Origin of the sequence: Bradyrhizobium sp. G127, from assembly GCF_021502575.1 — a bacterium.
Lineage (GTDB): Bacteria > Pseudomonadota > Alphaproteobacteria > Rhizobiales > Xanthobacteraceae > Afipia.
In genome coordinates, this window is record NZ_JAKFGN010000001.1 from 1,654,631 (window position 1) to 1,667,874 (window position 13,244).

Annotated in this window: 11 protein-coding genes; 6 read left to right on the forward strand and 5 right to left on the reverse strand. The window is 58.5% G+C overall.

Annotated features, from left to right (window positions below):
- Positions 1 to 29: 29 nt before the first annotated feature.
- From LVY71_RS07945 to LVY71_RS07965, 5 genes are all read right to left on the reverse strand, one after another.
- Positions 30 to 1,064, reverse strand: a complete 1,035-nt coding sequence (locus LVY71_RS07945) for a transglutaminase-like cysteine peptidase (protein ID WP_235099257.1) — start codon at positions 1,062 to 1,064, stop codon at positions 30 to 32.
- 236 nt (positions 1,065 to 1,300) lie between these two features.
- A complete protein-coding gene (locus LVY71_RS07950) occupies positions 1,301 to 2,551 on the reverse strand; it encodes an HlyD family type I secretion periplasmic adaptor subunit (RefSeq protein ID WP_235099258.1) in 1,251 nt (416 codons plus the stop codon).
- Positions 2,538 to 4,766 (reverse strand): type I secretion system permease/ATPase, encoded by a 2,229-nt coding sequence (locus tag LVY71_RS07955; protein ID WP_235099259.1) that lies wholly within the window; start codon positions 4,764 to 4,766, stop codon positions 2,538 to 2,540. Before LVY71_RS07955 ends, LVY71_RS07950 begins: the two co-directional genes overlap by 14 nt.
- A gap of 116 nt (positions 4,767 to 4,882) precedes the next feature.
- Positions 4,883 to 6,565 (reverse strand): TolC family outer membrane protein, encoded by a 1,683-nt coding sequence (locus LVY71_RS07960; protein ID WP_235099260.1) that lies wholly within the window; start codon positions 6,563 to 6,565, stop codon positions 4,883 to 4,885.
- Positions 6,566 to 7,110: 545 nt separating this feature from the next.
- Entirely contained in the window at positions 7,111 to 7,473 is a 363-nt protein-coding gene (locus tag LVY71_RS07965) for a hypothetical protein (protein ID WP_235099261.1), read from the reverse strand.
- Positions 7,474 to 7,524: 51 nt separating this feature from the next.
- Here LVY71_RS07965 and LVY71_RS07970 point away from each other — a divergent pair, with 51 nt between their 5' ends.
- From LVY71_RS07970 to LVY71_RS07995, 6 genes are all read left to right on the forward strand, one after another.
- Positions 7,525 to 8,694 (forward strand): ABC transporter substrate-binding protein, encoded by a 1,170-nt coding sequence (locus tag LVY71_RS07970; protein ID WP_235099262.1) that lies wholly within the window; start codon positions 7,525 to 7,527, stop codon positions 8,692 to 8,694.
- 124 nt (positions 8,695 to 8,818) lie between these two features.
- On the forward strand, positions 8,819 to 9,712 hold the full coding sequence (locus LVY71_RS07975) for a branched-chain amino acid ABC transporter permease (protein ID WP_235099263.1): 894 nt from the start codon (positions 8,819 to 8,821) through the stop codon (positions 9,710 to 9,712).
- Complete coding sequence (locus tag LVY71_RS07980; protein ID WP_235099264.1) at positions 9,705 to 10,724, forward strand: branched-chain amino acid ABC transporter permease; 1,020 nt, start codon at positions 9,705 to 9,707, stop codon at positions 10,722 to 10,724. Before LVY71_RS07975 ends, LVY71_RS07980 begins: the two co-directional genes overlap by 8 nt.
- Positions 10,721 to 11,461 carry an ABC transporter ATP-binding protein gene (locus LVY71_RS07985; protein WP_235099265.1) on the forward strand — a complete coding sequence of 247 codons (741 nt, stop codon included), beginning with the start codon at positions 10,721 to 10,723 and terminating at the stop codon, positions 11,459 to 11,461. Before LVY71_RS07980 ends, LVY71_RS07985 begins: the two co-directional genes overlap by 4 nt.
- A complete protein-coding gene (locus LVY71_RS07990) occupies positions 11,461 to 12,168 on the forward strand; it encodes an ABC transporter ATP-binding protein (RefSeq protein ID WP_235099266.1) in 708 nt (235 codons plus the stop codon). Before LVY71_RS07985 ends, LVY71_RS07990 begins: the two co-directional genes overlap by 1 nt.
- Positions 12,169 to 12,380: 212 nt before the next feature.
- Complete coding sequence (locus LVY71_RS07995; RefSeq protein ID WP_235100051.1) at positions 12,381 to 13,223, forward strand: AraC family transcriptional regulator; 843 nt, start codon at positions 12,381 to 12,383, stop codon at positions 13,221 to 13,223.
- Positions 13,224 to 13,244: the final 21 nt, after the last annotated feature.

Consider the following 13,244-nt stretch of genomic DNA (forward strand, 5'->3'; position numbering starts at 1 on the left):
GCGCCCTTTTTATTTTCAACGAGCTGATTTTAGATGAGCAGTGGCGTGGTGCCGAAGCCGCCGCCTGATGTCGCTGGCTCGCTCTGGTTAAGCGCTTTCGCATCGATGTTGCGATCGCGATCCTCGCTTTCAGCGGCGGGAGCGGTGGTCTCGTTGTCCTGCATGATCCGCTTCGCATACGGGGTGGCGAACAGATGGACGCCGCGATGATTGATCGCAAACAACGGAGTGAACGATGTGATATCGTTATCCTCAATGAGTGCCGCGCGACGGTTGTCCATAATCAGCCAGTGACCGTCATGCCGTGCGGCCAGGACGGCGTGATCTTCCCGGACGGACCGGTCGCGCACCAGAACAAGCCGCATATCTTCGATCGGAAAGCCGGCCTCGCGCAGTGCGATATATTTCGCGATCGCATAATCCTCACAGTCGCCGCGCGCTGCCGCGAACGTCGCAAGCGGGGCGCTCCAGCGATCGACCTCACCGTGCAGCGTCATGTCGCTGACATAACGGATCGCGGTGTTCACGCCGCGATTGGCTTCATCGAGTTGCGCGCGGCCGCTCCTGGTTTTGATCGCCTTGATGAGCCGTGTAAATTGGGCAGCGTGAAAGGGACAATTGTCCGCATCGGTTTCGCAACGGGCGAGAACTGCTTTTTCCTTCTCGACGTCGGCCTCGACGCCACGCCATTTCCGCCAAAGCGCACCTTCCGGCGCGCGGAATGCGAACAGGCCGAAGGGCTCCAAACCGATCGCCGGGGTCTGGATAACTGGCGCAGGTATGTCGCTCAGTGTTTCCGAGGGCGACAGCGAGGCGAGGCGGACCTGATCCGACTGGCCCTTGGCCTGACGGTCGAGCTTCGCCAGAACGGCATTGATGGTGAAGAACTTGGCCGGTCCTGGTGCGGGCGGCACCATCGGCGCGAGGAAATCATCAGCCCGCTGTGCCCCCGCCTTGCGCGACTTGCCCCATGCATCGGGAGCCGATCCGGCGACAGCCAGCGTTGCGAACACAGCAATACACGCAACCGCAATTGCTTTCGGCACCTTCGGAAAAGGCGACATGTTTGACGTCCCGTTTTTTCAGGACTGTCAGTCGACGTCTTCGCGCCGATCTCCGTCCCGCCTTGTTATCGGGATCAGTCATACGTGAGGCCGGCTGTCGGCCGGTTAAATGCGCTTAAGGGATGGGGGTATTGTCGGTGGCACGGTCAACCGGGCATTCGCCAGATCGTTCAAAATTGAACGATTCCGGATTCACCAACCATTAACAATACGGGATAAGGCGATACGGTGAGAGTTTATCGTTCCCGCAGGGCTTCATCGCGCAGCATACGGGCTGGCTTGATCATGTAATCGAGCACCGATTTCTCTCCCGTTAATACTTCCACAGTGGCGACCATCCCGGGAATGATCGGAAGAGGGCGCTCCGCCGTGCCGAGATAGTTCTTATCCGTGCGCACCATGACGCGATAGAAGGTCTCGCCCTTTTCGCCACGCTCCGGCTTGTCGTCAGCTATCGTGTCAGCGCTGATGCGCTCGACCTTGCCTTTCAGAGAACCGTATACGGAAGAATCATACGCGGTGATCTTCACGACAGCGTCCTGCGCTGGACGAATGAATGCAATGTCCTGCGGACGGATTCGTCCTTCCACGAGCAGTGAATCGTCAAGAGGAACAATATCCATCAAATTGGCGCCGGGCTGAACGACTGCGCCAACCGTCGTCACGTTGAGTTTGTTGACGATGCCATTAACCGGTGATTTGAGATCGGCGCGGCGCACGCGATCCTGCGCAGATTTCGTGGTTTCTTCGAGGACGGCAAGATCGCCGCGGGACTTGGCGAGATCTTCCTCGGCCTGAGAGCGAAACGCGGTCTTGATATTCGTGATGCGGGATTGCGTTTCCGCGAGTTGTCCGCGCATTTCACTGGCCTGACGCTGAAGCCGCAGCATCTCTATTTCAGGAACCACTTTCTGGGCGTAGAGATTCTGCGTCAGCTCGACCTCCCGGCTGAGTAGTTTCAGGGAATCGGTGAGCCGGGTTTCCTGCTGTATCAGAACGTCAATGTCCTGAGACACCTTCTTAACTCGCGCTGCGAAAACGTTACGCTCAGTTTCTACAATTTGTGGTGCGATCCTCAAGAGCTCATCGCTAAAAGCAGGCTTATCGCGTCCCTGAACCTCCGCTTCAAGACGGGCCACGCGTGCGGCATTTGCTGCACGCCGTTCCCGTACCTCGCCAAGGTCGGCGGAGAACTTGGTATCGTCAATCCGCATGAGCACCTGCCCCTGCTTGACGATGGCGCCTTCCTGAACCGCGATGTCGAGAACAATTCCTCCCTCGAGGCTTTGCACGACTTGAATTTGCCGGGATGATACGACGCGGCCATTGCCGCGCTTGACCTCGTCAAGGACGGCAAAATGCGCCCACAGCAATCCCACCAGTATCAGCGCGACGCTCGATGCCAGCAAGATACGCGACGTGCGAGGCGTCTTGAGCTCGGCAGCGGCACGAATGTCGTTTGCGAAAGAAAAATCAGACTGCTGCATTCTTGCCGGTCGCTGCTGGTGTCGGTTGTTCGGTGGTCGAGGGGCCTCGTCCGGAGGCCTGTAATTTTGCGATAATCAGATCACGCGGCCCATCTGCAATGAGCTTGCCCTGGTCGAAGACCAGCAGCCGATCGACCAGGGAAAGCAGCGACAGCCGATGCGTCGATACGATGATGGTCATTTCACCATTGGCGAGCGTTTTCAATCGCGCCAAGAATTCCGCTTCGCTTCGTGTGTCGAAGTGTGCGGTAGGCTCGTCAAGAAATAAAATTTGCGGCTTGCGAATGAGCGCGCGGGCAAGGCCGATCGCCTGCTTCTGGCCGCCTGAAAGGCTCTGACCACCTTCTGCGATCGGCAAGTCATAGCCGAGCGGATGGTTCGCCGCGAATTGCTCGACACCGGCAAGGCGCGCGGCTTCCAGAATCTCTGCGTCCGTTGCTGCAGGATATCCAAGCGCGATGTTGTCGCGCAGCTTGCCGTAAAACAGATCGGTATCCTGCAAGACGAACCCGACGCCGCGACGCAGGTCTGCCGGATCGTATTGCCTCAGATCGACGCCATCGATGAGAACACGCCCTTCGTCGGGTTCGTAAAAACCGCTGATCAACCGGCCGACCGTGGTCTTGCCGGAGCCGATGCGTCCGATGATGCCAACGCGTTCACCGGGATTGATCTTGAACGTCACGTTGTCCAGCGCATGCAGCGGGGCATTTGGATACTTGAACCGCACGCCGTCAAACGTGATGGACTCTCCCTTAATCTCGCGGGCAATGTAGCTTCTTCCAACGGGGCGCTCACGTTCCAGCGACATTAGTTTATCAATAGACCGTAATGCGCTGAGCGTCTGCGTCGCGCGCGTGATAACAGCGGCGATTCCTGAAATCGGCGCGAGAACCCGCCCGCCCAGCATGTTGGCGGCGATGAGCGCGCCCATCGAGATCTTTCCATCAAGAATGAGGAAGACGCCGACGACGATCATCAGCAGGCTGGTTAACTGCTGCGCCGTTCCGGCCAGCGTCAAAGAAAGGCTCGACCAGAACTGGACGTCCTCGCTGGACCGGGCAGTCGCGGCAACGGAGCGTTCCCACGCGCTCTGCATTCTGGCTTCGGCGCCCGCCGCGCGGACCGTTTCGATCGAGGACAGAGACTCGACAAGGACACCATGTCTCGCGCTTGATTCCGCCTGTAGTCGCTTGACCGCACGATTTAGTGGCCGTTGAAGAATAAAGCCAAGCGCGATCATGACCGGTAGTGCGGCCACCGGAATCCACGCCAACGGTCCTGCCACCATGAACAGTACCGCGATGAACAGCAGGGCAAACAGCAGATCGGTTGCGGAAACGACTGTGCCCGAGGTGAAGAATTCGCGAACCGAATCGAAGTCCCGCATCTGGTTCGCCAGAATGCCGACAGAGGTTGGACGTTGAGCCATCTTGATCGACAGCACGTGCTCGAAGATATCCGCGGCCAGGACGACGTCGATCTTCTTGCCGGTCATGTCGATGATGCGGCTACGCACGGTCCGGATAATGAAATCAAAAATGACTGCCAGGCCGAGCCCAACTGCCAGCGCGATGAGCGAGGGGATCGCTCCATTCGGCACCACCCGATCGTACACATTCATCGTGAAAAGCGGCGCGGCAAGCGCCAGCATGTTGACGATAAAGGCAGCGATCGCAACGTGGCTGTAGTTTGCCCAGAAGCGCCGAACGACAGACCAGAACCAGTGCGTCTTGAGCGTGTCGCCGCCAGCCGCCGCGGCTACGCGATCGCCGGCTATCGCAACCGGACGCATGAAAAAGGCATAGCCGAGATAGTCTTTCGCCAGGTGTTCAATCGAAACCGTGATCGTTTCACTGGTGGAAGGATTGATGATTTGGGCCACAAGCCCGTCGGTTCGGAGCAAGATGCGGGTGCTCTTGTCGCGAAGGACCAGCACAGCCGGTAGCACAAGCGACGGGATGTCCGCGATTTCGCGCTTGACCGCTTCGGCTTCCAGACTCGCTCGAAGCGCAGCCCGGCTGAAGAGGTTCACAGTGAGATGGTTGTCGACAATAGGAAGTCCGGACAGCAGCGCGTCGCGGGTAATGGCGCGACCATGAAAGGCCGCCATGAAGAGCAGAGCGTCGGTAAATGGGTCGGATTGATCGACATTGGCGACCGATGAATAGATCGGTTGGCCCGACGCAATTGCACCCGGTGCCTGGAGATTCAACGTCGTTGTCCTTTTGAGCGAGCGGCTGACGTGCAGTCGCTCAGCTTATAGTCCCTGAAATTATTGCCCCCCTTCTAGCGTCAAAATGGCCCGCCCGGGGGAAATTCCAGCTGTTTTCAGGGGTTAGTCTTAATGCCTTGAAGGGCGATCCCTAACCATCTGGGGGTTCCCGTTTGCCGGGGCTCAAAGGCCTCGCTCGAGGCAAAGGACATTGCGCGTGTGTCGTTCTCGGGAGCCGTCAGGGCCACAGGAAGTTCGTTATCGGTGGCCTGACCCTTCTGGGCTAGCCATGCCTTGGCTCCGTTGATCCCCGGAATGCCGGACCAGCGCTGCCAGCGTTCACCATAGATGATCACGGGCGGAGCGGCAGGGTTAACCTCCACAGGTGCCGGATCGGCCGCAACGTTCAGCGGGGCAGATCCGGTCGGCGGGAGGGAAACGATAATCGGAGGAAGTTTGGTCGGCAGAAGCCCGAGCGGAATGACATCGAGCGGAGCAGCGTCCACGGGCGGCGCGGTCTTCAGATATTCGAGAAGCGAGCCCATCGCAGCCAGCAGCTGATAGTCAGCAAAGACAATGACACCGCGGGATGAGGTGAGAGAGACGGCGGCGTTGAAGTACTGGTTCTCGGCGTTTAGCAGATCGATCAACGACCGTTGTCCCAGTTCGTATTCCTTGCGATAGGCGGCGATCGCTTTCTTGTCGGCCGCAAGCTGCCGGACCAGTGCGGCCACACGCGTTGCCGTAATGGTGCGCGCGGCCCAGGCCTTGTCGATGGATTCCAGTGCGTCCCGCTGAAGTCTGGCATGGCGCATGGTCTGTTCGGTGTATCGCTCGGCCATTTCCGCCCGGCGCCATGTATCCTGGCCGCCGCGGAAGATGTCCCACGACATGACGACCTTGCCTGAGACGTCCTCGCGCCTTCCGACATAAGTATTTGCATCGACGCCCGTGGAGGCGCGTCCTTCAAGCGAAACCGTCGGAACGAACGCGCCGTCTGTTACGCGAAACGCATGACGCGCAGCGTCGGTATCGGCCTGGGCTGCCTGGATGGTCGGGTTGTGGCGTAGCGCCACTGCGAGCGATGCGTCCTTGTCGGCAGGCATTCCTCCCAGAGCGGCAGGGAAACGAAGATTGTAAGCCTCCAGCCCAACGACCTTCCGGTATTTGGCGCGGGCGTCCTCGAGACTGCGCTGGAATTCAGCAAGCGCAGCCTTCGCACTTTCAACGCGCTCAAGAGCCTGCTGCAGGTCGCCTTCGCCAGCACGTCCACCCGCGTAGCGGGAGTTCACGTTAGAAAAGATGCTTTCGTGGTTCTGGACATTTTGCTGAGCCAGCGCCACCAGACGAAGATATCGCACGACATCGATGTAGGCTTCGGCTGCGTCGAGCGCGATCAGTTCGGTTCGCTCCCGCACGCGAAATGCGGCCGCGTTGACGCGGGCGGATTGCCGCCAGATGTCGTTGATCGATGCAAATCCGTCAAAAAGAATCTGGCGCACAACGACAGAGGCATCGCGGCCATTGCGCCAGGCATCATTACCCGTCGGGGCGGGTACGATGCCCTGGTTGAATTTCTCGGGGCCGTATTTCGCTTCGAGCCTTACCTGCGGTAACAGTGTGCTTTGGGTCTGCCGCAGCTCTGTTTCGGTCGCACGACGGTTTGCCGCCGCTTCGCCGACGCCCGGATTGGTTTGAATGGCCTGAAGAATCGCGTCGTTAATGGAAAATTGCTCCGCAACTCCGGGAGCTACTCCAGCTAAGTACGCAGGCAATATCGCTAAAAAAATACGTCGCATAATATGTTCCCCAACCCGGGGAACCTTAGCAGGTTCAGGGGCGCGCACAACAATTGCGCAGAATAAGAATTCCAAAAGCCAACAATGATTTTTGTATAGTTGGCATATCTCCTAATACAATTCGCAAATATTTTGTATATTCTTGTAATATATACTTAATTTTATCCTGCTTAATCCCATTTTGGCGATATAAAATAAGTATAATTCCTAAAAAAGATGATTTTTTCTGGCGTTTGTTTGTAAATTTAGGGCGGCGCCGCGCTGTTTATCTAATAAACTCATATTTCCAGGCATTTTTACTGTTGCGGGTAGGGCACACTTAACACTTTCTTAATATTCATCAATGTGCAGTGTCCGTGAGCGGGACGATGGGCCTACAGTCAGCGTGGCGAAGCTCCTTCAGCGCGATTCCGGACTCCGTCCGTCGCAACATGCCAAGCCCTGGATATCTGGTTCGGACACGGATTGATCGGTCCATTCATACACGGCGTCCATACGACGTGTTTTCAAAACGAAGCCTTCAATCGCGGCTGATGGTGGCTGAGCTACGCGACCGGGCGTTCTAACCATTCATGCGAGCATAGCTCGGTGCGATCCTTCTGCGATGCAGCGAACTTAATGAGACTGATTGGTAAGTTGTAAGAGCGGGCGGTATCGCCGCTCACAATAACATTTCGGCAAATGCCCTCCACGCGTCGACAAGCACGCGGTGATGAGGAGGGAACGGGATAGCGGCTTCTGCCGGTCATCGTTTGCGCGCGCGTCCGAATGCACGGTGCATCGATGAACTTCAAGGCGATGGTTTCTCGCTGAACGCAAAAGCCTGCAAACATCCGGGTCGACTCCTCACAGCCGAATATTTTCTTGGCGCTGCCGCGTTTTGCGAGCGTCGCGTACGTCAGCCACAACGATAACTCCGCACAAGCGGACACCCAGTCACCCTGAGGGAGATGAGTAAGATGATGAAAACAACAATGCTGGCGGGTCTTCTTGCAGCCACCGCCCTGACGAGTCCTGCGGCAGCTGCGGATCCGATCAAGATCGGCGTCGTTACGCCGCTGTCGGGAACCTACACGCCGATCGGTCAGCAGGTCCGCTGGGGACTTGAACTCGCAACCAAGGAAGTGAACGCCGCCGGCGGTATCATGGGCCGTCAGGTGCAGTTGATCTTCGAGGACGAAGAAGCAAATCCCTCTGTCGCTGTGCAGAAGGCGGAAAAACTGTTTGAAGTGCAGAAGGTCGACTTCCTCACCGGCACTGTCAATTCAGGTTCGACCCTCGCAGTCGGGCAGACAGCGGAGCGTGCCGGCAAGCTGATTGCGACGACGGTTTCTTTCGCTGACTCGATCACGGGCGACAAGTGTTCGCCGAACGTGTTCCGCGTGAACGCCAAGGCGGGGCAGCAGTCGACAGCGCTCGCCGCGTGGGTATCGAAGCAGAAGCCCAAAGCCAAAGTCTTCTTCCTCGGACCGGATTACGAAATGGGCCGTTCCACGGTCGCCACCTTTAAGAAGACGGTCGAAGGGCTTGGTGCAGTTTCGACGGGTGAAGTCTTCGCGCCGCTCGACAGCAAGGACTATACACAATACTTCGGACAACTTCGCCAGGCCAAGCCCGAGGTGCTTTATACATCGGTTGCAGGGAACGATACTGTCCGCCTGCTGACGCAGATGCAGGACTTCGGTCTTCTCGGAAATCTTCTCGTCGTCGGCGCTTCCGGCACGGTGACATCGCAGAATATTGCCGCGATCGGCGCCGCTGCGGATGGCTTCGGCACAGGCGTTGGCTATTCGACGCAGATCGACAGTGCGGAGAACAAGAAGTTCGTTGAGGCATTCAAGGCCGCGAACAAGGCCGATCCTGATCTTTACGGAGCCGATAGCTACGGCCTGATCTATTTCTACAAGGCCGCCGTGGAAAAGGCGAAATCGACTGACACCGACAAGGTGCGCGACGCGATGAAGGATCTCAAGTGGATGACGCCGCAGGGTGAAAAGACCATGCGCGCTGGAGATCATCAGGCGATCCAGCCGATGTACGTTGTTCGGGTCAATGGCGGGCAGTTCAAGATCGTCGGCAATGTCGGCGGCGAAGAGGCCATCGGCCCAGACGAGTGTAAGCGTTTCTGAAACTGGACGGGTTGTTTTGAAAACTTGGCAGGACCGCAACCCCTATCGGGTTGCGCTCCTGCCGACAGCTTTGTGAAAGCGCCGGAACGAAGATGAGAATGATCGATTGCAGCGGTGGTCCCGGATGACCGGATTGCTTGAATACCTTCAGTTCGTCCTTGCGCCGCAAATGATCACGGGCCTTGCGCTCGGGGTTGCGGTGGTTCTGGTCGCGCTCGGCCTCACCATCATTTTCGGTCTCCTCGACGTCATCAACATGGCTCATGGCGAATTCTATGCCGTTGGTGCCTATCTCGCTTTGGCCCTTGGCGCATCGGGCATCAGCTTCTGGCTGCTGCTTGTCCTCGTTCCGCTGCTGATGCTCCCGATTGGATATGCGGTCGAGCGAGGCTTGATCCAGCGTGTGTTCAATCTGCCCGACCGGCATGTCACGACGCTGCTGCTGACATTCGGCCTTGGTCTTGTCATTGAGGAGGGGCTGAAGATTGTTTTCGGCTCGAACACCCAGCGGCCTCCCACGCCTGTCTCGGGAGCAATCGATGTCATGGGCGTTCTGTTGCCGACGTATCGGCTCTTTCTGATCGCTGTTGGCTTTGCCATCGTAGCAGCCGTTGCCATCGTCGTTAACAAGACGCGGCTTGGTGCTTTAGTGCGCGCCGCTGCATTTGACCGCAACATGGCGGCGTCGCTCGGTGTGCCGGTGTCGCGGGTCTTTGCGTTTACCTTTGCATTCGGCGTAGCGCTCGCCGGCCTCGCCGGGGTGCTGCTGGCGCCAATCTATTCGGTGTTTCCGACCATGGGGCGGGATTTTATTTTTCTCGCTTTCACCGTGGTGATCGTCGGCGGCATGGGCTCGATTGCAGGAGCGGTGGTTGCTGGTCTCCTGATTACGCAGGTACAGGCGATCTCCAGTCTGATCGTCTCACCGGTCTGGAGTGATCCGATTGTCTTCAGCATCATGGTATTGGTGCTGGTGGTTCGGCCACAGGGTTTGTTCGGGCGGCTCGGCCATGGGTAACTCGGCGTCGCCGCCCCATCAGGAACCGGCCGACCGGCTCGGTCTATCAATGCGGGCAAGTCATGTTCTCGTTGCCATCTTCGTGATTGCCGCGTTGATCTTCGCCGCGATCGGTGCAGCGATGGGAGATACGTTCTTTCTTCGACTCGCCACCGAAGCATTGATTTTTGCCGGACTGGCACTCTCCGTCGATATTCTGCTCGGATACACGGGCCTGCTGTCGCTCGGTCAGGCACTTTATTTCGGAATGGGCGCATACATCTCGGCCGTTGTTCTGAAGGAGATACCGTCCTTCTGGGTCGCGATGGGCATCGTCCTCGTTGCGTCGTTGATTGTCGGCATGATTGCCGGTCTCATCGCCAACCGTGTGCGTGGCGTCTATTTTGCGCTTGTCACGTTCGGTCTCGCACAGGTCGCGGCCCGCGCCGTCTACAATACCCGCGCGCTGGGTGCATCGGACGGCCTGATCGGCGTACCGATCGTACCGATCAATCTCGGTGTCGGAACCATCATGTCGAACGCGCCAGCGAGCTTCTTCATCTTCACGCTCGGATTCATCGTGGTTCTTTATCTGATCTGCGCCTACGTGCTCGACACGCCGTTCGGTCGCATTCTCGTGGCATTGCGGGCCAATGAGCGCCGCGTACCGTTCCTCGGCTATTCGACGCGCAACGCGCGGGTAGCGGCCTACGTGCTCGCGGCAGTGGTCGCATCCCTGTCGGGCGCGCTTTATCCGATGCTGCGCGGGTTCGTTTCGCCCGAACTGATGTTCTTCACGACATCGGGCAACGCGGTGATTACCGTGGTCACCGGCGGCGTCGGAACGTTGGCTGGCGCACTGTACGGTGGCGTTATTCTCACGGTGCTGAAGTCCGTTATCGGTTCGATGACAGAGCACCATCTTATTGTCATCGGCCTTTTGTTTATGGCAACCGTGATCTTCCTGCCGAAAGGTCTGATGGGTCTCGTCAGGCCACGGATCGAGCGCATGCTGGGCGGAGGGGGGCGATGACGGCTGTTCTCGAAGTTCATGGCCTCGGCGTCGCTTTTGGCGGCATTCGCGCCGTTGACGGTGTGTCCTTCGCCGCTGAACCGAATGCGATCACAACGGTGATCGGCCCGAACGGCGCAGGAAAATCGACGCTGTTCAATCTGATCAGCGGTTTGATCCGGCCCCATTCCGGCCGTGTCATGCTCGGTGGAGTCGACCGTACCGGATGTGCGCCGTATTTGATGCAGCGCGCCGGTCTCGGCCGCTCGTTTCAGATCACCAATCTGTTTTTTGAACTCACGGTGTTTGAAAATTTGAGACTTGCGGCACAGCGTGTTGAGGCAGCAGGTCGCCTGTTGCTGCCGGTCCGCCGCAGTGGTGTCGCTCTGGCGCGCGTGGAAGCGCTGATCGAGCGCTTCTCGCTTGGCTCCAAGGTTGGCGAGTTGGCCGGTGCGTTGTCGCACGGTGAACAGCGGCGCCTCGAAATCGCCGTTGCGCTTGCCGCAGAGCCTTCCATCCTGCTGCTCGACGAGCCGACGCAGGGAATGAGTCATGCGGACACCGCCGACACCGCCAATCTGATCCGCGATCTGGCGCGCGACGTGACTATTCTGCTCATCGAGCACGACATCGGCGTGGTGATGGATATTTCCAACCACATTGTGGTGATGCACCAGGGCAAAAAATTGGCCGAAGGCGCGCCGGCCGTCGTCCGGGCCGATCCGGCCGTCAAGGCCGCATATTTCGGACACGCGTGATGTTCAGCATCGATAATCTCCAGGTTCACTACGGTCTGTCGCACATCATTCAGGGTGTAAGCATTGACGCGCAGCCCGGCGAAGTCGTTGGTATCTTCGGCCGCAACGGGGTCGGCAAGACGACGTTGATGAAGACAATCGCTGGATGGGTTGCGCCGAGCGGCGGCACGATCACGCTGGATGGCACGCGTCTCGATGGTCTCACGCCGGATGGTGTCTGTCGTCACGGCGTCGGTTTTGTGCCGGAAGACAGGCGGATATTTCCCGGCCTCAGCGTCGAGGAAAATCTCAAGCTCGGTTTGATGCAGCGGGCTGGCCGGTCGCGGGCCGAGGAAAATGCCGAGATTGATCGCATCTATCAGCGGATGCCGCGCCTGGCCGAGCGGCGGCGGCAGGCCGGTACGACCCTATCCGGTGGGGAACAGCAGATGCTGGCCATGGCCCGCGTTATGGTGGGGCGCCCAAGGCTCGCGCTGATCGACGAGCCTAGCGAAGGGCTGGCGCCCATGATTGTTGCAGATATTTTTGCGATTATCGAAGAAATGAAGGCTGGCGGCGCGACGATACTGCTGGTCGAGCAGAACGTGCACGCCGCGCTCGCGGTGGCTGATCGCTTCTATGCCATTGAACGCGGCGCAGTCGTCGTCACCGGAAATGCCAAGGACTCTTCAGACAAGGCGCGGCTGCTGGAAGCCATCGCCGTGTAGGAACCGACGTGCGACAAATGGACGTTAACCCTGCCTTAGTTGGCAGGATTAGTGGCGATTCAGGCCTCTTCCGCAGCCGCGAGGAACCGACCTCACGTTGGAACGCTTGGCAGCTTCGATGATCGACACTAGGATCAACTCTTATGTTCGCCGTACCCGATGGAGATCGGGCAGGCCTGTTTTCCCTTTCGGCACCTGAGCGGGAGGCTCGAATGTCGACAGCGTTGCGTATCGCTCATGGAGCATTCGGCCGGGTCGCGCTGCTCGACATGGATTGTTCCCTGGTGCGTCATGCCCATCCGCACTGTCACGTCCTTTTGAAGGTCGAAGGCGCCGATACGCAATTCTCCGTCGGAGACAGGATTTGTCCACTGACCGACACGACCGCCGTGCTGGTCGATGGCTGGCAGCCTCATGCCTATGTTCATGATCCCAACCGGCCGCGCACCCTTATTCTGGCGCTCTATGTCGAGCCACAATGGCTGAAGGATTTCCGGCCCGGCTGGGCGGCGAGCGGTGCGCCCGGGTTCTTTGGCCAGCCCTCGGGCGAAGTCTCTCCGCGTATCCGCCGACTTTCAATGGATCTCGCCACGGAGATGATGGCGCGGCCGGATTGCGTGGGCACACACGAGACATTGCTGTCCGATCTCATGATTGCCGTGATTGAACGTTTTACTTCTTGGCGCACTTTCCCTGTTTCAATCAGGGAAATGAACGTGTCCGGCCGGGACTGGCGCATTAAGCGCGCAGCCGAGGCGATGCGCGCAGATGTCGGCAATGTCACGAGCATCGACAAGTTCGCCAAGGGCGCGGGGCTGTCGCGCGCACATTTCTTCAGGCTGTTCGAGTCCTCCATCGGGGTCCCGCCAAAGGTTTATCTGAACGTCGTGCGGATGGAACAGGCGGTGGATGCTGTCCTGCATCAGGATGTGACTGTCGGCGAAATCAGCGAGCGCTTGGGGTTTGCCGAGCCTGCGCATTTTACGCGCTTTTTCCGCAATCATGCGGGCGTCGGTCCCCGCGAGTTCCGCAACGTTTCGCGCCTCGCGAGTTGATGTTGCAACGCAATCGATCAT